General features: G+C 35.1%; 21 protein-coding genes. 14 read left to right on the top strand and 7 right to left on the bottom strand.

The features are described 5' to 3' along the window. Positions 1-2: 2 nt before the first annotated feature. Genes BLQ19_RS12160 through BLQ19_RS12145 form a run of 4 tightly spaced genes read left to right on the top strand, consistent with a single transcriptional unit; the run spans position 3 to position 4,844 of the window. Positions 3-1,046 carry a patatin-like phospholipase family protein gene (locus tag BLQ19_RS12160; protein WP_074538522.1) on the top strand — a complete coding sequence of 348 codons (1,044 nt, stop codon included), beginning with the start codon at positions 3-5 and terminating at the stop codon, positions 1,044-1,046. Between the two features lie 59 nt (positions 1,047-1,105). Next, complete coding sequence (locus BLQ19_RS12155; protein ID WP_074538521.1) at positions 1,106-1,861, top strand: SDR family NAD(P)-dependent oxidoreductase; 756 nt, start codon at positions 1,106-1,108, stop codon at positions 1,859-1,861. Beyond that, positions 1,843-3,153 carry a phosphatase PAP2 family protein gene (locus tag BLQ19_RS12150; RefSeq protein WP_074538520.1) on the top strand — a complete coding sequence of 437 codons (1,311 nt, stop codon included), beginning with the start codon at positions 1,843-1,845 and terminating at the stop codon, positions 3,151-3,153. Before BLQ19_RS12155 ends, BLQ19_RS12150 begins: the two co-directional genes overlap by 19 nt. Then, positions 3,150-4,844 (top strand): bifunctional alpha/beta hydrolase/class I SAM-dependent methyltransferase, encoded by a 1,695-nt coding sequence (locus BLQ19_RS12145; RefSeq protein WP_074538519.1) that lies wholly within the window; start codon positions 3,150-3,152, stop codon positions 4,842-4,844. Before BLQ19_RS12150 ends, BLQ19_RS12145 begins: the two co-directional genes overlap by 4 nt. Before the next feature lie 159 nt (positions 4,845-5,003). Here BLQ19_RS12145 and BLQ19_RS12140 read toward each other — a convergent pair whose 3' ends face one another. Continuing rightward, on the bottom strand, positions 5,004-6,305 hold the full coding sequence (locus BLQ19_RS12140) for a dicarboxylate/amino acid:cation symporter (protein ID WP_074538518.1): 1,302 nt from the start codon (positions 6,303-6,305) through the stop codon (positions 5,004-5,006). Between the two features lie 61 nt (positions 6,306-6,366). Next, positions 6,367-7,431 carry a chorismate synthase gene (gene aroC / locus BLQ19_RS12135; protein WP_074538517.1) on the bottom strand — a complete coding sequence of 355 codons (1,065 nt, stop codon included), beginning with the start codon at positions 7,429-7,431 and terminating at the stop codon, positions 6,367-6,369. 192 nt (positions 7,432-7,623) lie between these two features. Here aroC and BLQ19_RS12130 point away from each other — a divergent pair, with 192 nt between their 5' ends. Then, positions 7,624-8,496 (top strand): UDP-2,3-diacylglucosamine diphosphatase, encoded by an 873-nt coding sequence (locus BLQ19_RS12130; protein ID WP_074538516.1) that lies wholly within the window; start codon positions 7,624-7,626, stop codon positions 8,494-8,496. Here the strand turns inward: BLQ19_RS12130 and BLQ19_RS12125 are convergent. Next, on the bottom strand, positions 8,488-11,397 hold the full coding sequence (locus BLQ19_RS12125; RefSeq protein WP_074538515.1) for an FAD-binding and (Fe-S)-binding domain-containing protein: 2,910 nt from the start codon (positions 11,395-11,397) through the stop codon (positions 8,488-8,490). The two genes, BLQ19_RS12130 and BLQ19_RS12125, sit on opposite strands and share 9 nt — an antisense overlap. 93 nt (positions 11,398-11,490) lie before the next feature. Here BLQ19_RS12125 and BLQ19_RS12120 point away from each other — a divergent pair, with 93 nt between their 5' ends. Together BLQ19_RS12120 and BLQ19_RS12115 are read left to right on the top strand one after the other, a co-directional pair. Further along, entirely contained in the window at positions 11,491-12,003 is a 513-nt protein-coding gene (locus BLQ19_RS12120) for a hypothetical protein (RefSeq protein WP_025615248.1), read from the top strand. 102 nt (positions 12,004-12,105) lie between these two features. Continuing rightward, complete coding sequence (locus BLQ19_RS12115; RefSeq protein WP_074538514.1) at positions 12,106-13,218, top strand: TlpA disulfide reductase family protein; 1,113 nt, start codon at positions 12,106-12,108, stop codon at positions 13,216-13,218. 81 nt (positions 13,219-13,299) lie between these two features. Here BLQ19_RS12115 and BLQ19_RS12110 read toward each other — a convergent pair whose 3' ends face one another. Both BLQ19_RS12110 and BLQ19_RS12105 read right to left on the bottom strand, forming a co-directional pair. Next, positions 13,300-14,937 (bottom strand): LVIVD repeat-containing protein, encoded by a 1,638-nt coding sequence (locus BLQ19_RS12110; RefSeq protein WP_074538513.1) that lies wholly within the window; start codon positions 14,935-14,937, stop codon positions 13,300-13,302. A gap of 130 nt (positions 14,938-15,067) precedes the next feature. Next, positions 15,068-15,703: a rhomboid family intramembrane serine protease gene (locus BLQ19_RS12105; RefSeq protein WP_025615245.1), complete on the bottom strand. Its 636-nt coding sequence runs from the start codon at positions 15,701-15,703 to the stop codon at positions 15,068-15,070. Positions 15,704-15,761: 58 nt separating this feature from the next. Here BLQ19_RS12105 and BLQ19_RS12100 point away from each other — a divergent pair, with 58 nt between their 5' ends. After that, complete coding sequence (locus BLQ19_RS12100) at positions 15,762-16,643, top strand: lysophospholipid acyltransferase family protein (RefSeq protein ID WP_025615244.1); 882 nt, start codon at positions 15,762-15,764, stop codon at positions 16,641-16,643. A gap of 61 nt (positions 16,644-16,704) precedes the next feature. Here BLQ19_RS12100 and glmM read toward each other — a convergent pair whose 3' ends face one another. Next, positions 16,705-18,093 carry a phosphoglucosamine mutase gene (gene glmM / locus BLQ19_RS12095; RefSeq protein WP_074538512.1) on the bottom strand — a complete coding sequence of 463 codons (1,389 nt, stop codon included), beginning with the start codon at positions 18,091-18,093 and terminating at the stop codon, positions 16,705-16,707. A 94-nt stretch (positions 18,094-18,187) separates the two neighbouring features. On the opposite strand from glmM, the gene BLQ19_RS12090 reads away from it, so the two are divergent. The 5 genes from BLQ19_RS12090 (at position 18,188) to ppnP (ending at position 21,732) form a co-directional block, all read left to right on the top strand. Continuing rightward, entirely contained in the window at positions 18,188-18,772 is a 585-nt protein-coding gene (locus BLQ19_RS12090; protein WP_074538583.1) for an acyl carrier protein phosphodiesterase, read from the top strand. 21 nt (positions 18,773-18,793) lie between these two features. Then, on the top strand, positions 18,794-20,479 hold the full coding sequence (gene ggt, locus BLQ19_RS12085) for a gamma-glutamyltransferase (RefSeq protein WP_025615241.1): 1,686 nt from the start codon (positions 18,794-18,796) through the stop codon (positions 20,477-20,479). A 9-nt stretch (positions 20,480-20,488) separates the two neighbouring features. Continuing rightward, positions 20,489-21,202: a hypothetical protein gene (locus BLQ19_RS12080; RefSeq protein ID WP_074538511.1), complete on the top strand. Its 714-nt coding sequence runs from the start codon at positions 20,489-20,491 to the stop codon at positions 21,200-21,202. Between the two features lie 5 nt (positions 21,203-21,207). After that, positions 21,208-21,360 carry a hypothetical protein gene (locus BLQ19_RS21325; RefSeq protein ID WP_173399766.1) on the top strand — a complete coding sequence of 51 codons (153 nt, stop codon included), beginning with the start codon at positions 21,208-21,210 and terminating at the stop codon, positions 21,358-21,360. 90 nt (positions 21,361-21,450) lie between these two features. Continuing rightward, on the top strand, positions 21,451-21,732 hold the full coding sequence (ppnP, locus tag BLQ19_RS12075) for a pyrimidine/purine nucleoside phosphorylase (RefSeq protein ID WP_074538510.1): 282 nt from the start codon (positions 21,451-21,453) through the stop codon (positions 21,730-21,732). Between the two features lie 6 nt (positions 21,733-21,738). On the opposite strand, the gene BLQ19_RS12070 is transcribed toward ppnP, so the two are convergent. Then, positions 21,739-22,497 carry an XRE family transcriptional regulator gene (locus BLQ19_RS12070; RefSeq protein ID WP_024480919.1) on the bottom strand — a complete coding sequence of 253 codons (759 nt, stop codon included), beginning with the start codon at positions 22,495-22,497 and terminating at the stop codon, positions 21,739-21,741. A gap of 115 nt (positions 22,498-22,612) precedes the next feature. On the opposite strand from BLQ19_RS12070, the gene BLQ19_RS12065 reads away from it, so the two are divergent. Next, positions 22,613-23,875 carry a putative DNA modification/repair radical SAM protein gene (locus BLQ19_RS12065; RefSeq protein ID WP_024480918.1) on the top strand — a complete coding sequence of 421 codons (1,263 nt, stop codon included), beginning with the start codon at positions 22,613-22,615 and terminating at the stop codon, positions 23,873-23,875. Positions 23,876-23,878: the final 3 nt, after the last annotated feature.

The following is a 23,878-nucleotide window of genomic DNA, read 5'->3' as shown; positions in this document are numbered from 1 at the left end:
CTATGGAACGTAAATTCAATAATGCTTTTATTCTTTCTGGCGGAGGTACACGGTTAATGATTTATCTTGGAATGTATGCGGCATTAGAAGAGTTGCAAATGAAACCAGATGTTCTTATTGCAACTTGCGGAGGTGCTTTTGCAGCAGCAGTGATAACAACTTTTCCAGATACTATTTCACGCAGAGCATATTTGAAATCAGAAGAATATTATCAATTTGTAACAAAAGACCGGCTAACAAAAGAGAAGAAGTTGTCGAGGATAGGGCTTCTTTCACTCCAAAAAGTATGGTCTAAAAAGAATGCACCTCTTATGGAAGATGTATTCCATAAATATCTTGCAGACGTATCTCAAGATTTTTCCAGAGATTTTCCTTCATTGACAGCAACAATGTTTTCTTCAGAAATACCTACACTCTTGAAAGGCTCTCAAATACTTTTTGATCCTAAGCTTATAGGACAAAAAAGAGGCGGTAAAAAATTGTATCAAAAATTGGTATTTACAGATAAAGAAACGGCTAGTAAAATAGACCTAAGTGCAATTACCATTACTTCCGAAAATTATAAAAATAGTGCCGTATCAGCATCAGTAAAAATTAAAACAAATCTCTCCATGTTAGTTAGTGCACGGATTTCTGTTTCTGATATGTACTATGTGGCTCCTGTATACTTAGAAGATACCTACTTTGCCGGAGGCGCTATTGATTTAATTCCTATTGAATTGGCTAAACATCTAGCCAAAACAGTAACTATAGAAAAAAAACAGTCTTATAGTCTGGTTGAAGAAGCGCTGGTACGTGCAGTTTTAGGGTATAGTGGCAACCAACGTTTACAAGAAATTGAAAATCAGGGCGCTAATTTTCAGATTGATACCATTCATATCAAGAAAGATTTAAAAGGGCATTACATCAAGAAAAGTATAGATTGGAAAAACCTTGAGATTTGCTTTGAATACCCTAAATCGTATCAAGACTTTAAAGATGATATGGATAAACAATGGGAGTACGGATATCAGCAAACCATGAAGGCCATGCAATCAGAAAAGTAATTCTATTAATTGCTTTGAAAAACTTACATTTATAAACTCATGAAAATAGCCTTTTACATATGAATGTTTTTATTGCCGGCGGAACCTCTGGAATTGGATATTCATTAGCACTACATTATTGCGCTAAGGGCTATCATGTTGGGGTTTGTGGTAGAGATTTACATAAAATTTCAGGAAATAAACCTTCCAATTTACTTGCGTATCAGGCAGATGTTTGTGAGATTTCTTCACTTACGTTGGCCGTACAAAGCTTTTTAAATGAGCAGGAAAATCTAGATCTCTTCATAAATTGCACAGGTAGCTACGCAGAAGATGTTGCAGGAAATATTTCTTATGAAGAAGCTGCGCAAATGCTTAAAACCAATATTTTAGGAGCTACCAATTGCTTTGAAGTTGCAAGAACGGCTATGCTACATCAAAAAAGTGGTCATATTGTGGTAATTGCATCTGTATCAGGTATTTTAGATTATAAGAACTCTAGTCTGTATACGAAAACTAAACGTGCTATACTCCAATTTTCAGATGCTTATCATAGAGCCTTAAAACCTTTCGGCATTTCAGTAACTACTATTGCTCCGGGGTATGTGGATACCTTAAAATTAAGAGCATTAAACAACAACGACTTGAGTAAAAAACCTTTTTTAGTACCGCTTGATGTGGCTACAAAAAAAATTGTCGAAGCTATTGATGCTAAAAAAAAGCTAGTTATTTTTCCTTTAAAAATGAAATGGATGATGACATTTTTATCGCTACTCCCTGCTCCTATTCTTAATCTTATTATGTATAAAAAAGCCAAATGGATGAAGCAAGAGTAACAATAGGGACAAGAATAAAGCTAGTGGCGCTGTGTGCTACGGTATTTAGTCTGTTCTATAATGTGAATGCTTGGTATGCGTCTACGCTAGATTACGTGCCTTCATTTATTTTTAGTTTTGAGCAGTACATTCCCTTTATTCCTTGGACAGTAATACCATATATGACTAGCGGAATATTTTTTGTCATTGTCTTTTTTCTTTGTGAAACAAGGCAAGAACTACAGACTTTGACAAAACGGGTCGTATTTGTGAGTGTTGCTGCTGGGTTATTTTTTCTATTATTTCCTTTGAAATTTTCATTCATAAAACCAGAAACGAGTAGTGTTTTATTTAATTTTTTCTTTCAATTTATTAAAAAAGTAGATTCTCCTTTCAATGAAGCTCCATCATTGCATATTGCTTTTGCTTTTATATTTTGGTCGGTCTTTAGAAACTTTACAGCTCCCTGGCGTCAAGTCTCGGCCGTATGGTTGGTGTTATTGGGTCTCGCTACGTTGACCACGTATCAGCATCATTTACTAGATGTAGTTACTGGAGCCATATTAGGGCAATTGAGCTTTATCGTTTTTCCTGCGGAGAAAAACAATTTCAAATTACGAAACTTTTACCTCGCCAACTGTTATTTTTTAGGCGGCTGGCTGGTGATTCTGTTAAGTCTGGTGGTTTTTGAATTTTATCATGCAAGCGGACTCATTTTATTATGGCCCGCATTGGTACTATTTTTAGTGGGGTATCATTATCAAAAAAATAGCATATACTTTTTAAAAAATAAGCAGGGTACTATTCCGTGGTATAAAAAAATAGTGTATTTCCCATACATCGGACTGTACTGGTTGTTTTGGAAATTTTTAAGGAAAAATAAAAAGCCTATAGAACTTATTCCAAAGCTGTATGTTTCGTCGAGGCTTGATCAATCAGAATTTCAAGATTTTAAAGGCAATCAAAACACTTTAGTATATGATTTTTCGGCAGAATTGGAAGAAAATAATGCAATTAAGGGTAATAGTGTGTATCATGCTGTTCCCTTATTGGATATCGGAGCATTCGATACTATCGAAATTAAAAGAATCGTCTTAGAAATAACATCACATTACAAGGAATTACCTAAAGACGGAAAAATTTTAATTCATTGTACTATGGGGCTTAGCAGAAGTACATTGATTGGGATTCTTGTTGTAAAAAATATTCTATCTTTACCTTTAGACGAAGCACTAATAAAAATAAAAACCACCCACAAAAATGCTGTAATACATAGCTATGTACAGGATTTTTTAAAGTCAATCAATATATGAGTAACGGACATTTTAATAGTTTTGATGGAAGCGAAATTTTTTATCGCAAATGGAATTTCAAACCATCTCAGAAGAGTGTTATCATCATTCATCGTGGACATGAACATTCTGAGCGTTTAAATGATATTGCTACTTCTTCTCAATTTTCAGAGTATAATATTTTTGCTTTTGATCTTCGGGGTCATGGTCATACGAAGACAGAAACATCTTCTGTTTTTATGGACTATGTGAGAGATTTAGATGCTTTTGCGCTCTATTTAAAATCCGCATACACTATTCCTAGTACAGATATGTTTGTAATAGCAAATAGCATTGGTGGTGTCATTGCTTCTGCATGGGTTCATGATTACGCGCCAAATATTGCCGGTATGGCACTGCTTGCTCCTGCTTTTAGAATCAACCTCATTGTACCTTTAGCTAATGAGATGATTACTTTGGGTACTAAGTTGAAAAAGGATTTGATTATTAAAAGCTATGTAAAATCTACCATGTTAACACACGACGTAGCGCAGCAAAATGCCTATGATACAGATTCTTTGATTACACGATCTATTGATGCCAAATTATTGATAGACTTAGCAGATGCTGGCAACCGCTTGGTAGAAGATGCAGCGGCTATAGATACCCCAACGCTTATTTTGTCTGCAGAGAAAGACAAGGTGGTATTTAATAAGGATCAAAAAATATTTTTCGATAAGTTAGACACAAATTTAAAGCAACTTGAAGTATTGCCAGACTTTTTTCATGGTATTTTGTTTGAAACCGAAAAAGAATTGGTCTATGATAAGATGAAATCTTTTGCAGTTCAGAGTTTCAAGCAACCCCAGAAAAAGCTTGGCCTTGAGCCGGATCAATTTTCAATGGTAGAACATAGGAGTCTACAAAATAAAGAAGGTAATAACTTAAATTTCAAGTTTCAAAAATGGTCTTTAAGTAAAATAGGAAAAATTAGTGACGGGATGGCTATTGGCTTAGAACATGGTTTTGATTCTGGGGCATCTCTAGATTATGTCTATCATAATAAACCTAAAGGAAAATTAGGTTTTGGTACCATGATGGATAAAAATTACCTTGAAGCAATAGGTTGGCGAGGTATTAGAATACGAAAGCAGCACTTGCTACAACTTTTAGAAAAGAATATAGAGCACTTAGTAAAAGCAGGCCGCAGCATTAAAATTTTAGACATTGCTGGGGGTACTGGAAATTACCTGTTTGATATTAAAGATACATACCCTAAGGCAGAAATTGTAATCAATGAATTTGTAAAAGAGAATATTGAGATAGGACAGAAAGTTATTGATTCTAAAGGATATAAGAACGTACGATTTACCAATTTTGATTGTTTTGATCCAGAGACGTATACGAAAATTAATTTTGAGCCAACTATTATTATCGTATCCGGGATATTAGAACTCTTTGGTGATAATGAAATGGCTAGTAAAGCGCTAGCAGGAATACAATCTGTAGCTGAAAAGAATGCGCATGTGGTCTATACGGGTCAGCCGTGGCATCCGCAATTAAAAATGATAGCCTATGTGTTAAATAGTCATCAAAAGAAAAATTGGGTGATGAGAAGAAGATCTCAGAAAGAATTAGATCGATTGATGGCGTATAATGGCATCTATAAAGAAACCATGCTCATTGATGATTTTGGAATCTTTACCGTTTCATCAGCTAAAGTAAATTCTTAAGTAGTGATAGTTAATTGATTGTAAATCAAATGACACTGTCTTATTTTAAGATGTTTATCTGTATGCATAGTGCATAACTTTATCTAATAAACTTCATTCATTAGCATAAAAAAAGAGTCCTATTTTGGACTCTTTTTTTTATGTATAAATAATTAATATCTAAGCTTTATAATTGTCATCCCATTTTCTTTCTTTAGGATCGTGTAGTTTGTCTACAGATTTAGCAACCATCATGGATACGGCAGCATCACCCGTAACATTCACTACTGTTCTACACATATCTAATGGTCTGTCTACCGCAAAAATTAAGGCTAAGCCCGCTTCTGGTATTCCTGCTTGAGAAAGAACAATAACTAGCATCACCATTCCGGCTCCGGGTACCGCAGCGCTACCTATAGAGGCTAAAGTTGCTGTAACAATAATTCCTAATTGCGCCCATAAATCTAGATCCATACCAAAGGCTTGTGCTATAAAAATAGCAGCTACAGCTTGATATAAACTTGTACCATCCATATTAATAGTGGCACCAATAGGTAACACAAAACTGGTAACTTCTTCATCTACGCCTAAATGCTCTTCTACGCGTTCCATAGTAACAGGTAAGGTAGCGGCACTAGAGCTCGTAGAAAAAGCTAAAAGTTGCGCAGGAGACATCCCTTTTAAGAAAAATGAAGGCGATTTTTTAGTGAATATCCACACAAAACCAAGGTATACGCATATCATTAAAAATAATCCAATAATAACACATAAGGCATACCAAGCTAAGGCCTTAAATAAGTCCAAGCTAGGAGATTCTACTACTAGTGCTGCTAATAATGCAAATACACCAAACGGAGCAGCAAGCATTATTAAATCAATTAATTTTAGAATTACTTCATTAAAGCCGTCAAAGAATTTTTTTACTGGTGTGGATTGTTCTTCTGGGATAAGGATCAATCCAATTCCGAAGAAAATAGCGAAGAAGATAACTTGTAGCATATTACCATTATCACTTGCCGCTTTAAAAATATTGCTAGGTACAATATCTTCCAGAGCTTGTAATGGGCCCGATTCTTCCTGCTTGTGTGCTTGTGCAATTCTAGAATCAGCATCACCTTTATAGTTTTCAACAAGCTGAGTTCTTGTTTCTTCCGATATAGATTTTCCGGGTTGTATAATGTTTACAACAGCTAAACCGATAGAAACGGCTATGATGGTAGTAACAATATAAATTCCTATAGTCCTACCTCCCATTTGTGAGAGTTTAGAAATATCTTTTAAGTCTGACACTCCTTTTATTAAGGAAGCGAGTATTAAAGGAACTGCAATAAGTTTAAGTGAGTTGATGAATATATTTCCGAAAGGTTTTATCCAATCTGAAACAAATTTTGCTCCCCAATCAAATTGAACCATTATGAATGCAAATAATACTCCGGCTAACATGCCTATTAAAATTTGCCAGTGCAATTCCAATTTCTTCATAAAATAATTAGTTTTAGGACAGAAAGATACAGTTTTGAACCTTAATCTACCAAATCCCTAACTATAATTTTATGGTTCTGTTTAGTAAAGTGAAGTCTGCCAAGACTATAGCAGCCATTGCTTCTACGATAGGCACTGCTCTAGGTACTACACAAGGGTCATGACGCCCTTTTCCTTGCGTCTTGATCATATTACCTTCTTTGTCGATAGTCTCGTAAGGTTGTATTACGGTTGCTACGGGTTTAAAGGCAACGTTAAAGTAGATGTCCATGCCGTTAGAGATGCCTCCTTGTATGCCTCCACTATAGTTTGTTTTTGTGGTGCCATCCGGATTGTATTGATCATTATGATCGCTACCTTTTTTAGTAACGCCATCAAAACCACTTCCGTATTCAAAACCTTTAACAGCATTAATAGAAAGCATTGCTTTACCCAACTCCGCATGTAATTTATTAAAAACAGGTTCTCCTAAGCCAATTGGGACATTCTGAATAACACAAGTTACAATACCTCCAATAGTATCACCTTCTTTTCTTATGTCTTTGATGTAATCTTCCATTTTTGCTGCAGTTGCAGGATCTGGACAGCGTACAGGATTGCTTTCTGTTAGAGAGAAATCTAAATCTTGGTAGTTTTTATCTAATTTAAGCGTGCCCACCTGAGATACATACGCATTAATTTTAATAGCGCTTACAAATTGTTTGGCGATAGCACCGGCTACTACTCTACTTGCTGTTTCGCGAGCAGAACTTCGTCCACCACCACGGTAGTCACGAAAACCATATTTTTGGTCATAGACATAATCGGCATGTGAGGGCCTATAAGAATCTTTTATATGTGTATAATCATGGGACTTCTGATTGGTGTTATGAATAGCAAAACCTATTGGAGTTCCTGTGGTAACGCCTTCAAAGATTCCTGAATAAAATTCGACGGTATCCGGCTCCTTTCGCTGGGTAACAATAGCAGACTGGCCCGGTTTACGTCGGTTTAATTCATTCTGAATTTCTTCTAAGTTTATGGCAATACCTGCTGGGCAACCATCTATAACTCCACCAATTGCAACACCATGAGATTCTCCAAAAGTGGAAAGTTTAAAAATAGTTCCGTATGTATTTCCTGCCATTTCTTCTTAAAATTTAACAGATTCAAAGGTAATTCTAAATTCATATAAACCCAAACTTAGAGTGGTCTTAATCTAAAATTTACCTTGTAGGAAATTACATAATAAATATTTAACATTTAACTGATATAATGTTGATTTTCAATTGATGATAACTTTATAGTCTCTGCTTTAATTTTGTAAAAACGAGAAGATTTGAAAAAGAGAAAAATAGATGTAGTCGTAATTTCAGATGTGCATTTGGGTACTTATGGCTGTCATGCCGATGAATTAATCTCATATTTGAGCAGTATTCAGCCCAAGAAGCTCATTCTTAATGGAGATATCATAGATATCTGGCAGTTTAGTAAGCGTTATTTTCCACCTTCGCATTTAAAGGTTTTAAAGAAGATTATAGGTATGGCATCTAACGGTGTTGAAGTAACGTATATTACTGGAAATCATGATGAAATGCTTCGTAAGTTTAGCGATACTTCAATAGGATACGTGAGTATTGTTGATAAGCTAGTATTGGATTTGAATGGAAAAAAAACATGGTTTTTTCACGGAGATGTTTTTGACGCTTCCATACAAAATGCAAAATGGTTAGCGAAGCTTGGAGGTTATGGTTATGACTTTCTAATATTGATTAACCGGTTCATGAACTGGTGTTTAACACGTATGGGTAGAGAAAAATATTCGCTATCTAAGCGAATTAAAAATAGCGTAAAAGGGGCTATCAAGTATGTCAACGATTTTGAGAAAACAGCGGCAGATTTGGCTATAGAGAATGGGTATGATTATGTAGTATGCGGACATATTCATCAACCTAAAAAAGAGCTGTATGAGAATAAAAATGGAGCGTGTACTTACTTAAACTCTGGAGATTGGGTAGAAAACCTAACGGCGTTAGAATATTCTTTTAAAAGATGGAAAGTCTACCACTATAACAATGATAAACTTTCCTCTTTTTATGCTGATGAAGAATTGAAAGAATTAGACATCAATGAATTAATTGCTTCTATTACTTTTAATCAAGACAAGAAAAAAGATTCTTCTTCGTCTTTAGAAGAAAGCTCTTTAGAGTAGTGCTTCTTTTAAAATTGTAATAGGATGCTTGGCCTGTCTTTTGGTGCCATCATATATCTGATGACGACAACTTGTACCATTGGCAGAAATAATGGTGTCTTCTGGAGACTTACGCACTGCGGGAAATAGTTTTAACTCCCCTATTTGCATACTTACTTCATAATGTTCTTTTTCATAGCCAAAAGATCCTGCCATTCCGCAACACCCTGAAGTGATAATGGATACTTCGTAATTCTTTGGAAGGTTTAAAATGTCAAACGTCACTTTTTGGTTTGATAAGGCCTTTTGGTGGCAATGCCCGTGAATTTTAACCTTTTTAGTTTCTGTTGTAAATACGTCAGAATTTAAAACTCCAGCTGTAATTTCATTTGCTAAAAACTCCTCAATAAGATAACAGTTCGTTGCTATTTTTGTGATGGTTTCTTTATCTGTTGTAAAACGTCTATACTCATCTCTAAAGGTTAGAATTGCAGAAGGCTCTAGTCCAACCACCGGGATATTCTTATCTGCAAATACTTTTAATTTTTCAATGTTGTCTAGCGCTAGTTTTTTTGCCTGCTTTAAAAAGCCTTTTGAGATATAAGTTCTTCCGCTTTCCGCATAGAATAATTCAACATCATAGCCTAGCTTTGTTAGTACCTCTATAGCGTCTTTTCCTAGTTCTACATCTAGGTAATTAGTAAATTCATCAATATATAAGGCAATACTTTTTTTATTTTTAGTATTCTTGTTGTCAAATGTTTGTAGGTGTTTATCGAAATTAAAACTATAAACTTTAGGCATGGTACGTTCTTTAGCAACTCCGGCACTACTTTTTAAGAGTCCGCCAAAGAAACTAGAATCATATATTGCATTCGTTAAGCCAGAAACCTTACTCCCTAATTTATTTAATTGAGTATTGTAAGCAAATAATTTGCCTCGTAAAGGGTATCCATTTGCTTCTTGATATTGGTATAAAAATTCGGTTTTTAGGGTAGCTACATCTACGTTACTTGGGCACTCACTTGCACAAGCTTTACAGCTTAAACATAGATCAAATACTTCTTTTAATTCTTTCTGATTAAACTTGTTTGGTGCTTCAGAAGTAGTTAGAAACTCTCTTAACGCGTTGGCTCTACCTCGTGTAGTATCTTTTTCGTTTTTGGTGGCGTGATAACTTGGGCACATACCGCCTGCACTTTGGTGTGTTTTTCTGCAATCTCCACTTCCATTACATTTCTCTGCAGCTTTTAAAATACCTTCACTATCAGAAAAATCTAAGAGTGTTTTTATCTCTGGCTCTTTTCTATCGATCGTATAGCGTAACGATTCATCCATAGCGAAAGCATCCACAATTTTACCAGGATTAAAAATGTTGGTAGGATCAAAGTATGATTTAACGCGCTTTAATAGTTGGTAGTTTTTATCTCCGATCATTAGAGGGATAAATTCTGCTCTCACAATACCATCTCCGTGTTCTCCACTAAAAGAGCCTTTATATTTTTTAGTCAGTTTAGCTACATCTGTTGTGATGGCTCTAAAAAGGTGAACATCATCAGATTTTTTTAGATTAAGCATAGGTCTTAAGTGCAATTCTCCTGCACCAGCATGTGCATAGTATACGGCACTCTGCTTGTAACCTGCCATGATTTGTGTAAATTCTCCAATAAAATCTTTTAAATCTTCTACGGCAACTGCAGTGTCTTCAATACACGCAACTGCTTTTTTATCTCCTACTATATTTCCTAAAAGTCCTAATCCGGCTTTACGCAATTCGGCAGCCATTTTTCCTTCCTGGGCATTTAGAATGGAATTGGAATAACTTAGTCCAGAAGCTTCTATAGTCGCTAAAAGTGCCTCAATTTGCTTTTGTAGATCTTCTTCAGTATCAGATTTTACCTCAAGCATTAAAAGAGCGGCAGGATCACCTGCAACGAAGAATCTATTTTTTAATTGGTCTCTATTGTTTTTAGTGCAGTCAAGTATCACCTTGTCCATCATTTCGCACGTATGCAAATTGTGTTTCATGGTAGGAGCTACGTCTGTAAGGCAATCTTCCAGAGTGCGGTAGTGCGGTACTACCATTGCCGAAAGTTTTGGTGGTATTGGCACCAATTGAAGTGTAATTTCTGTGGTAAATGCTAAAGTACCCTCACTTCCACTTAATAATTCGCAGACATTAATTAAATCTTTTTTACCACCGAAAACATCACTTTTTAGCAATTCGTCTATAGCGTATCCTGTATTTCTTCTATGAATTTGTGGTTTTGGGAATTCCCTTATAATTTCTTCTTGAATTTCTTTATTTGAAAGTTCTTTATGTAAACTTCGGTAAATAGACCCTTCAAAAGAGTCTAATTTGGTTTTGTCTAAAAACTCATCTGTCGTGAGTGCTTTAAACTCTGCCTCTTCTCCGTTAGATAAAATAGTTTTTAAGCTAGACGTATACTCCCTTGTTATTCCGTAACGTATAGATGTAGTTCCTGAAGAGTTGTTTCCAACCATTCCGCCAATCATGCAACGGTTTGCTGTGGACGTATTGGGGCCGAAGAATAAGCCATACGGTTCTAAGTAAGTGTTTAATTCATCACGTATCACTCCTGGTTGTACAGTGACTTGCATTTTTTCTTTGTCAACAGAAATAATTTTCGTGAAATGTACAGATACATCTACTACAATTCCATCACCCACGCATTGCCCTGCTAGAGAAGTACCTGCCGTTCTAGGTATTAATCCGATACTGTGTTCTTTAGCAAATAAAATTAATTTTTGAAGGTCAGAAGTGTTTTTCGGAAAAGCAACAGCTAAAGGTGTTTTCCTATAAACCGATGCGTCTGTAGCATATAGTGCTTTTGATAGTTTGTCTATTCTTAATTCTCCTTCTAAACGCTCTTTGAGGTCGTGTAATGATGCAGTTTCCAATCTAAAAATAATTTGAATGCTAAATTAAGTTTTTATTAACTACAGAACGCAAGTAAAATCCTATTTTTGGTGTTAATATTTAAATAAAAAAGAATGAAATTGTTAAAATTAAGCCTCTTGGCTCTTTTGATTTTTCCAGCATTTGTAAGTGCTCAAAGCATGTCTGACCATACTATTGGTTTGCGACTTGGAGATAGTGATGGGTTGGGTGCAGAAATATCATACCAGAAATCATTAAGTAGAAACAATCGTTTAGAGGTAAATTTAGGTTTTAGAGATAGTCGTGCTTATGACGCCTTTAAATTATCAGGATTGTATGAGTGGGTTTTACCTTTAGAAGGTGATTTTAACTGGTACTATGGTGTTGGTGGTGGTTTAGGGAATGTAAATTTTGAACGTAGACCTTCAGAAACAGATCCTAATGGAGAAGAAGTAGATGGCGGACTCTTTGTTTTCGCTGCAGGTAATATTGGTGTGGAATATAATTTTGATTTTCCACTCGTAATTTCTTTAGATATGCGCCCTGAAATTGGTTTATTAGGATATAATGAATTTTCAGATAGTTTTGATTTTGATATTGGATTAGGAATTAGATATCAGTTTTAAACGTTAAACATTATTAAAGCTAAGAATATGAATGTATTAGATAGTCTTTTTTTTAATAACAATATATAATTACATTTGCGAGAATTAAATTTAGAAATTAGAATGAGAAAAGTAATATTAGGATTATTTGCCACTGCCCTATTAGTATCTTGTAATAGTAATCCTGACGGATTTTCTATTGAAGCTACAGTCAATGGCGAGATAGAAAATGGAACAAAAGTATTTCTTAAAAAAATAAACGAAGTAAACCAACCAGTAGATGTAGATACTACTACGGTTGAGAATGGAAAGTTTGTTTTTAAGGGTACAGCAGATTCTTTAGACTTACAATATATTTTCATAGATAAACTTCAGGGTAATATTCCTGTAATGATTGAGAAAGGAACTATTGATGTTGTTTTTCAAAAAGATAGCTTAGGTTTTGCTAAAGTTGAAGGAACGGAGCAAAATGAATTGTTTGGTAAGTTCTTAGACAATAGCAGATCATTCTCTAAGAGAGCAATGTCTATGCGTAGTGATTTTGAAAAAGCGAGAGCTTCCGGAGATCTTGCGACACAAGAAGCGTTACAGGCAGAAAGCATGGAAATGCAAGAACAAGCTAAGAATTTTGAGCTTACATATATCAAAGAGAACCCGAATGCCTATGTTTCTGTCTTAATTTTAGAGCGTGTATTAATGAGTAAGGGTTTAGCGGAAGATGAGATTTCTAAAATCTATGAAGCATTTACTCCAGAAATTAAATCTACTGCTACCGCAAAAAGAATAGAAAAACAATTATCACTTACAAAAAGTACAGCGATAGGTTCTAAAGCTCCTGATTTTTCTGCGCCAACTCCTGATGGAAAACAATTGGCTTTGAAAGATGCTTTAGGAAAAGTTACCATCGTAGATTTTTGGGCGGGATGGTGTAGACCATGTAGAGCAGAAAATCCTAACTTAGTTCGTGTTTATAATAAGTATAAAGATAGCGGATTAAGTATTCTAGGAGTATCTTTAGATAAAACAAAAGAAGAATGGACAGGTGCTATTGCTGCAGATAGTTTAACATGGAACCATGTTTCTAATGTTCAATATTTTGATGAAATTGCTAAGTTGTACAATGTAAGAGCTATTCCTGCAATGTTCATTTTAGATGAAAATGGTGTAATTATAGCAAAGGACTTAAGAGGACCAGAATTGGAAAGTAAGATTGCTGAACTTATGGGGAATATCTAAATCCTTAAAAGTTTTCACTATAAAAAAAAGCTCCAATTTGAATTTCAAATTGGAGCTTTTTTATCTTGTTAATTGGTTTAATTAAAACCTATTTAGCATATCATTAAATTCTCCTTCTACCACGGCTGTGTCAGCTTTGGTTACTTCACCTGTTATGTAAGCTCTAGAGCTAGAACCTAAGAATTCAATAGTTGCACCATCGCCTAAAATTAAATCCCCGTAAATAACTAAGTCGCCCTCTATAACCAGCGTTGCATTACTTGCAACGGTAATATCTTTAGTGCTTCTATTGTTTCCTACGATAATAGCGCCTTTCATTTCAAATAAACTATCCGTATTTAAGGTTACACCAGTACTTACTGTCCAGCTACCGCATAGCAATAAATCTCCAGTAACGTCTATTTGTCTTAATCGCTTAGAACCTTGGTAAGCCATAGTTTCGTTAGCAGGGACGGTTATATTTGAACTTCCTCTGTATGAGGTTAAATCTTCGCATTTACTTTCTAAGCTCTGATTTGGTTTGTTCATTTTAATAATCTGTAAACCAGCAGTGCCAGAAGCTGCAAAGATATAATCTCCTTTAGAGGCTACAAAGTTAATAGAGCCATCTAAATCTATGATTCCAACGGGAGTTGTACTTCCACTAGATTCTTCAGAAAGAGAAAGTCCTGCGCCACCATTAGCCATTAAAATAGCACTCTCATTAACGGCAACGGCATTAGTTACATTATCTGAAGCATCAGAACCTTCAGGGTTTATTAAAATTGGAATGTATTCTACAAAAGCTCCTGTACTAGAATTGTAAATACCAGCGCCTTTAGAGCCTTCAGAAACAAATAGTTTATCATTAGAAAAATCTAAAGTTCTTTTAGAAGCGATACCAAAATCAGAAGAAATCGCAATTTCTTTTACAAGAGTAAAATTAGCATCAAAAATAGAAACTCCCTTACTCGCATCTAATACAGCAATATTGTTATTCGCCATTGTTACCGAGCGTAAATCAGATAACGGCAATTCATTTAAAAGGGCTACAGTATTTTTATCATATACCGCTAATACACCGTCTTCGCCACTTGTTACATATATATTAGTACCGTTGATAGCTATATCGGTAGCAATAAAACCTTCTTGAAAACCATAAGTAATTCCATTATTCACGTCAATACTTCCGTTAGAGGATGGTATTTTTGCTACAAAAGAGTTGGTGCTTGCGGTTGCAGAATTTTCGGCATCTACTCCACCAACAATATAAATATAACCATTGTCATAAGCGATAGCATTAATATCTGCATTACTATAATATAATCTAGAAGTAATTTTAGGACTATAAGGATCGCTAACGTCTACTGCATCAATTGCACCTACATAATCAGATTCTACTGTGTTATAAGATACATAAGCAATATCATCAACAATGTTTACATGTGTTGCGGTTAAATTTTCTCCACCAGAAAAACTAGGAGGTGTAATTTGAGCAATTAAAGAAAGAGGGTAATCTCCGGCTAAAGGGTCTCCATCCTTACTTGTTTTGCCTGATAAATCGTCTTCACTAGATATATCGATAACACCAGCATTTTCATAGCTGATACTTCTATTTAAAAAATCTTGATTATTCTCTGAACTTACATTACTCTGCTCATCTTCAAAAACAGTTGTTTCTTCAGAACATGATGTAATAAAAACTAGCGAAAAAGCCAGTAGTAGGGAAACTTTTCTCATAATTACGTAGGTTGAATAAGAGTTTGGGTACTCTAACAACGGCAAAACTATGAATTTATGTTTCTATAAGTCAGAATTTTCGACGAACAACGCTTTTTCTATCGTTTATCGGCGGAATATTACCGATAAACTAAATTTTTCCTAATTTTTGAAGCACAAACAAGGCAACAATAGGAATCGCAAGTAAGCCTACCATTAATGGATCTTGCAACGCCAAGCCCGGCATAAGTATCAAGGTTGTAGCATACCCGCCAACCGCACCACCAAAATGAGCGGTGTGTCCAATATTTCCTAACCTACTCTTCATTCCATAAATAGAATAAATAAGATAGCCTATTCCAAAAACCCAACCTGGAATGATAAAATTTATTTGCATCCAAGGGTCTAATAAAATCGCAGCATATAAAATTCCCGTAACAGCCCCACTTGCTCCAACAGCTGTGTAATAATCTTCATCCTTATGAAATACCATGGATAGTAAACTACCTGCAATTAAACTAATCACATAAATTATCACAAACTTTACAGCTCCCAGCCATGCGATTACGATGGGTGCAAAAAAGAATAAGGTAAACATGTTAAAAAACAAATGCGAAAAGTCTACATGCAAGAATCCAGAAGAAAACATCCGCTCTTTTTGTCCTGCTTTTATAGCGCCTACGCTAAATTTATAACGGTCAAAGAAATTAACATCATTGAATCCTTTTATGGAAACCAATAAATTTATTGCAATAATACCTACGGTAACTAAATCAATACTATCCATATAACCAAACGTTCTGTTTGACTTCAAATATAACTATATTTGCCTTATAATTATTGGCATGCAGTTATTAGTATTTATTTTAGTTTATCCTATTCTTTGGTTTATTTCCATATTACCATATACCCTATTTTATTGGCTCTCAGATTTTGTTTTTTTCTTGGTGTATACCCTTTTTGGTTACCGCAAAAAAGTAGTGTATTCAAATTTGAAACTGGTATTCCCTGATAAAAGCGGACAAGAACTGTTGCAAATTCAGCGTAAGTTCTATAGTCATTTGATTGATACATTCATGGAGATGATTAAAACCATGGCACTATCGAAGGCTCAAGTACAGCAAAGATATACCATCAAAAATATTGATGTCCTTAAAGAATTAGGAAAGACTAAAAGCGTTTTAATTGTCTGTTCGCATTACGCCAATTGGGAATGGAATGTGAGTATAAATAATTATGTAGATTTCAAAGGGTATGCTGTGTATCAAAAAGTAGCAAATAAATATTTTGATCATTGGATACGTAAAGTAAGAGCCCGTTGGAACACCACCTTAATTACACAAGAAGAAACAGTAAAAACTGTGGTAAGAAATGTTAGAGATGACGTTAGGAGTGCTTACGGAATGGTAAGTGATCAATCTCCTCAAGCTCATAGAGCTCCCTATTGGACAGAGTTTATGGGGATTAAAGTTCCTGTTTTTAGTGGAGCAGAAACTATGGCACGTAAAATGGATTTAGGAGTGTTGTTTCTAAAAGTATCCAAAATAAAAAGAGGTTATTATGAGGCGGAATTTATTCCGATTACAGATGCAGGAAAATCTACTGCTGAACATGAAATTACCGATAAGTTTCTGCGCTTAACAGAACAACAGATACTTGAACGTCCTGAGCATTATTTATGGACACATCGCCGCTGGAAACATAGAGATAAAGCAGATCAGCATTAATAAAAAAAGGAGCATCTAATAGTGTTTAGTTGCTCCTTTTTATGGCAATTTTAACTAGTTTTTATAAACCAGCTATTTTTTTTATTTCACCTATAATTTTATCTGCTAAAGCATCAGCTTCTGATTGCGATTTAGCCTCCGTGTAAATTCTTATAATAGGCTCTGTATTAGATTTGCGTAAATGTACCCAGTTCTCAGCAAAATCGATTTTCACACCGTCAATGGTAGAAATCTCTTCGTTTTTATAAGTATCAGCCATGGCAACTAAAATAGCATCCACATCTAAACCAGGGGTTAATTCAATTTTCTTTTTACTCATGAAGTAAGATGGGTAACTAGCTCTCAATTCAGCAACAGTGCCACCTTTTTCTGCCATTAGCATCAAAAATAAAGCGGTACCTACAAGAGAATCTCTTCCGTAATGACTTTCAGGGTAAATAATACCACCATTACCTTCGCCACCAATAACGGCATTATTTGCCTTCATTTTGGTTACCACATTTACCTCTCCAACGGCAGCAGCTTCATAAGTGCCACCATGTTTTTGTGTGATATCTCTAAGCGCTCTAGAAGAAGATAAGTTTGATACAGTATTCCCTTTTGTTTTTCCTAAGACATAATCAGCACATGCTACTAAAGTATATTCTTCGCCAAACATTTCACCATCATTACTAATAAAGGCCAAACGGTCTACATCAGGATCAACTACAATTCCAAAATCTGCTTTTTCTTCAAGTACTAAAGCACAAATATCTCCTAAATGCTCTTTTAGAGGTTCTGGGTTATGTGGAAAATGTCCCGTAGGGTCACAATATAACTCCACAACTTCTACTCCTAATTCTTTTAAAAGCTTTGGTATGGCGATACCACCCGTTGAATTTACACCATCTACTACAACTTTAAATTTTGCTGCTCTAATGGTATCAGCATCTATTAAATCAAGTTCTAAAACTTCATCAATATGAATATCTATATAAGAATCATTTCGTGTGATCTCGCCTAAATCATCAACCTCAGAAAAATTGAAATCTTCTTTTTCTGCTATGTCCAAAATCTTAGCTCCTTGTGCTGCATCTAAAAATTCTCCTTTTTCATTTAGCAATTTTAAAGCATTCCATTGTTTTGGATTGTGACTAGCGGTTAGAATAATACCTCCATCAGCCTCTTCTAAAGGAACGGCAATTTCAACAGTTGGTGTAGTAGATAAATCTAAATCAATTACATCTATCCCTAAACCTATTAAAGTAGATACTACAATATTCTGAATCATCTCTCCAGAAATACGAGCATCTCTACCTATAACTACTTTTAATTTATCTTTCTTAGAATATTCTTTTAACCAAATACCATAAGCTGCTGCAAATTTTACCGCATCAATGGGTGTTAAGTTATCTCCTGGTTTTCCTCCGATTGTACCACGTATTCCTGAAATAGATTTGATTAGTGTCATAATTTATTTGAAAATTTTTACAAATATAAAGGGTTCAGGCCAAATGCAAGACTTCTTATTTGTAAATTCGATAGGAATAGTTTTTCTTCGGTCTATGAATTTTTTAGCACATATTTACCTATCTTTTGATGATAATGAGATAACTCTTGGAAATTTTATAGCCGATAGTATTCGCGGTAATAAGTACAAGCATTTACCAGAGCGGGTACAAAAAGGGATTAAATTACATCGATTTATTGATACCTTTACCGATGCGCACCCCACGGTTAGAAAAAGTACTAAAAGATTACATGAAAACTATAGCCATTATAGCGGCGTTATTGTAGATATTTTTTATGATCATTTTTTAGCTAAAAATTGGAGTACGTATTCCGATGTTCCTTTGGAGATTTTTGTAGATAATTTCTACGATCTTTTAGAAGATAACTATGAAATACTTCCAGATACTACTAAACATATGATGCCGTATATGATTGCTGATAATTGGATTTTCAATTACTCAAAACTAGAAGGTATTGGTAGGGTGCTAAATGGAATGAACAGAAGAACAAAAAATAAATCTAAGATGAACTTTGCTATTTTAGATCTAGAAGAGCATTATGATGAGTTTGAAAAAGAATTTACATCTTTTTTTGAGGAGTTAGTTACCTATTCAAAGCAAAAATACATTTCACTATAACCCAATATGATCCCTGCGACAATGAAGAAATTTTTTCTCCCTATTTTAGTCTTATTTCTTTTTATACAATGTAAAAATCAGCCAGCGATACCCACCGGGCTTGTGGTAGAAAAAGCAATGGTAGTTTCTGCGCGTGAAGAGGCCTCTAAAGTTGGTGCTGATATTATGGCAAATGGCGGTAATGCTTTTGACGCCATGGTAGGTACACAGTTGGCACTTGCCGTAGCATACCCTCGTGCCGGAAATATTGGTGGAGGTGGTTTTATGGTCTACAGAGAAGCAGACGGTGCTATTGGGAGTTTAGATTTTAGGGAAAAAGCACCAAAATCTGCCCATAGAGATATGTATTTAGACTCCTTAGGGAGCGTTATTATTAATATGAGTACGCTAGGCGCAACTTCTGTAGGGGTTCCTGGATCTGTAGCGGGAATTTTAGAAGTGCATAAAAAGTTTGGCAAGCTTCCACTGGCGGCTATTTTTGAGCCTGTAATTACTATGGCGGAAAATGGCGTTGTAGTTACAGCTAAGCAAGCTGATATGTTGGCGCAGTATCGTGAAGTATTTACGGAAGTGAATAGCGATAGTACAAAATTTGGAGCGGTTTATAAAGAAGGTGATATTATTACGTACCCTAAACTAGCCGCTACCTTACGTACAATTGTTGAAAAAGGGAAAGACGGATTTTATAAAGGAGAAATAGCACAAAAACTGGCTAATTTTATTCAAAAAAACGGGGGATTTGTCACTGAAGATGATTTGGCAAGTTACGATGTAGTATGGCGCAAACCCATAGCATTCAACTATAAAGGATTAAAAATTATATCCATGAGTCCACCTAGCAGTGGCGGTGTTACTATGAATCAAATTTTTGATATGATAGCGCCTTTTGATATTGGAACATTCGGGCATAATTCTGAAAAAACTATTCAAGTATTCACTGAAGCTTCTCGCCGAGCTTATGCAGATAGAAATTACTATTTAGGAGATCCAGATTTTGTTGATATTCCGCTAGATGTATTATTAAAGGATAGTTATCTAGAAGATCGTATGACTGATTTTTCTTTTGATAAAGCGACCAAATCATCCGATGTTTCTCATGGTAAAGTGGAGATAGTGGAAAGTATGGAGACCACCCACTACTCTATTGTAGATGAAGAGGGCAATGCTGTTTCTGTAACAACTACCTTAAATGGAAATTTTGGTTCTAAATTATATTGTGATGAATTGGGTTTCTTTTTAAACAATGAAATGGACGATTTTAGTTCCAAAGCAGGAGTACCTAATATGTTTGGTCTTATTGGTGCAGAAGCAAATAATATTCAGCCAGAAAAGCGAATGCTGAGTAGTATGACGCCAACAATTGTAGAAAAAGAGGGTGAGCTTTGGATGGTGGTAGGTACCCCTGGAGGTTCTACTATTATTACTGCCGTAGCACAAACTATACTGAATGCCTATGAATTTGACATGAGCATGCAAGATGCCGTAAATGCTCCTAGATTTCATCATCAATGGTTGCCAGATATTGTAACCTTTGAACCGGAAGGATTTTCTACGGAATTAAAAACATCACTAAAAGCAAAAGGCTACTTTATTAATGAAGAACGCACTCCAATTATAGGAAAGGTAGATGCTATTAGAGTACTTGCTGATGGTAGCCTAGAAGGTGGAGCGGATAAAAGAGGTGATGATATGGCTGTCGGATTTTAGATTATTTATATGAAGAGAATATTGAAAGGAATTTTAAAAGCTATCCTAGTACTTTTTGGACTGTTGATTGCAGTTCTTGTTGTGGTGTATTTTATGTATAATGAAAAGGTTCCCGAAGGTAAAAATACCCAAGAGGCAGATGCTTTAGCTTATAAGATGCTTACTGCCATAAATAAAGCAGCATATCAAGATACAAGATATTTAGAGTGGTCTTTTGCAGGAGGTAATCATAGGTATAAATGGGACAGAAAAATAGGGCACGTAACCGTTATTTGGGAGCAATACAAGGTTTTATTGAACTTAAATACGCCTAAGTTGAGTGAAGTTTTTGAAAATGGAGCAAAAGTTATTGGTACGGAAAAAACAAAGTTGATAACCACGGCAACAGATTATTTTAATAATGATTCTTTTTGGTTGGTTGCACCTTTTAAAATTTTTGATGAAGGCACAATTAGAAGCTTAGTAACTTTAGATGATGGGACACAAGGCTTAATGATTACCTATAATTCTGGCGGTACCACTCCTGGAGATTCTTATGTCTGGAAATTAAAAGAAAACGGAATGCCTACAAGCTACAAAATGTGGGTGAAAATTATTCCTATTGGTGGTTTAGAAGCTACTTGGGATAATTGGAAAACTATGGAAAATGGCGTTCTTTTGCCTACTTCTCATAAAATTGGTCCTGTATCATTAAGTATGGGAGAAGTTAGAGCGTACAATTAAAACTTATGTCAAAAAAAGGAAAAGAAAAAAATACTAAGAATAAAGCGAAACATACCAAGCTTATGAATCGTAAAATTAATAAGCTCCGGGACGAGAAAGAAGCGCGTAAGCAACGCCTTAAAGAAATTCAGCAATCAGCGAAGAAACCCAAAGAATAATTAAATTACCACAAAAGAAGAGTTCTTTGTGAATATGATTTCTATTCCACTATTTGTACTTAGTTTTACTTTTAAATTTAGCGCTATAGTATGTTTAAGACAAATACATATTTCGAAGATAAGGTTGTTTCCATTGCTTTTAAAAATACAGAAGGCAGGGCTACAGTTGGAGTAATGGCTCCTGGAGCTTACACGTTCGGAACCACAACAGTAGAACATATGACGGTAATTTCGGGCAGTATGGAAGTAAAATTAAAGGATGCAACAGTTTGGAGCACCTATACTCCTTATCAAACGTTTAAAGTGGATGCCAATAGTTCTTTTGATGTGAAAGTGACAGAAGATACTTCGTATAAATGTGTTTATGAATAGGAGATTCTAGTTCTGAACCCGTAACTGGCTTTTTAATTCTTCCATAGATTCTTGTAATTGTCTTAATAGGCCTGTTTCTGTGGTTGCATCAACGCCAAAAGTAATCTTACTATTAACCTGCCAAATTTCTTGAATTTGAAAAGGTTTGATTTCATAAGGTGGATAGTTTTCGTTTAAGGAAACTAAAGTAACATTATTAGAGTTGGGCTTTTTAATAACTTTTTTAACCAAAACGGCATCTTGAAGTACTACTACATAAATTTTGTTGGGCGTAACATCATCAATATGTTCAATAGCTTTTGCGAGTACCCACTCCCCTGGTCTTAAATTAGGCAACATACTGTCTCCTTCTACTTGAAAACCTCTGTAGGTAGCATTTCTAAATTCAGGTATAGGTAAATCAAATGCTGGCAATTGTTGATACCAACTTGTATCAGCAATATTTTGTGGATAACCGGCTGCTGCTTTAGCATTCACTAAAACCATATTTTCGCGATCTGCAGAATCTACAGTAACTACTTTAGGAATTACACTGGTATGAGAAGTTTCTATATATTTAGAATCACTTTCTCCAAACAACCACAACGGATTAATTTTAAATTGTTTTAAAAGCTCTGTGACCACTTTACCAGAAAGTTTGGTTCTTCCGCGTTCTATATCTGCAGTAGTGTTAGACACACCAATCAAAGCGGCAAATTCAGCTTGCGTAAAACCTAAGTCTCTTCTGATTTCTATAAAGCGTTTCAGGGTAATTTCGTTTTCCATAATCCTTTCGTAATAAGCCAAATATACGCAATTTGGATATAATCCAAAATATTTTATGGAAAAATTCCATATTTAGGAATATTTCCATAATTTTGGAGTAATTACAATTTGAACTATGTCTTTCGAACGAATAAAAGAAAAATTAAATATTTTGGCCGATGCCGCAAAGTACGACGTTTCATGCTCTAGTAGTGGAAGTACTAGGGGTAATAAAAATAAAGGCCTCGGTGATAGTACGGGTATGGGTATTTGTCATACCTATACGGAAGATGGACGTTGTGTGTCGCTCTTAAAGATATTGCTCACTAATCATTGCATTTTTGATTGTGCCTATTGTGTGACCAGAAAAAGCAATGATATAAAAAGAGCTGCTTTTAAAATTCAAGAAGCCGTAGATCTTACTATTAATTTTTACCGCCGTAACTATATAGAGGGACTTTTTTTAAGTTCAGGAATTTTTAAAAGTCCTGATTATACCATGGAGCGTTTGGTGGCCGTGGCTAAGAAATTGAGACTTGAGGAAAATTTTAACGGCTACATTCATCTTAAATCTATTCCTGGAGCGAGTGATGAATTAATGTATGAGGCTGGATTATATGCAGACCGATTATCGGTAAATATAGAGGTGCCAACTATTTCTGGTTTAAAATTATTAGCTCCAGATAAGAAGCATGAAGACTTTACAAAGCCCATGTTAAAAGTTAAGAACGAAATTCTGATTTATAAGGCAGAAAAAAAGATTACTAAAAGCACACCAATATATGCCCCTGCGGGGCAAAGTACACAAATGATTATAGGTGCCACAGGAGAATCTGACAAAGATATTATGTATTCGGCAACACATTATTACAAAAACTATAACATGAAACGGGTCTATTATTCCGGCTATGTACCCGTGGCAGATGATAGTAGACTCCCAGCTATAGGTTCGCAAGTACCCATGTTGCGTGAAAATAGATTGTATCAGACAGATTGGTTGCTTCGTTTTTATGGCTTTGGTGTTAAAGAAATTTTGAATGATACACATCCAAATTTAGATATAGATGTGGATCCTAAATTAAGTTGGGCTTTGCGTAATTTGTCACAGTTTCCTATAGATGTAAATACTGCAGAACCTAGGATGCTAGCAAGAATTCCCGGTTTAGGAATGAATTCTGTATATAAAATCATCAATGCTAGAAAATATAGAAAGCTAACATTTGATCATCTTAAGAAAATTGGAGTAGCCTTAAATAGGGCTAAGTATTTTATGGTATGTAGTGGTAATGATTATGCTCATAAGGATTTGCAAGCTATTCAAATAAAAGGATTAATTCTTCAAAATTCTCAAGGAAAGTTCAGGAATAATTATAGCTCACAATTATCCTTATTTAACTAATTC

It is taken from the genome of Cellulophaga baltica (assembly GCF_900102165.1).
GTDB classification, from domain to species: Bacteria; Bacteroidota; Bacteroidia; order Flavobacteriales; family Flavobacteriaceae; genus Cellulophaga; species Cellulophaga baltica.
This window is presented reverse-complemented; position numbering and strand designations above follow the sequence as displayed.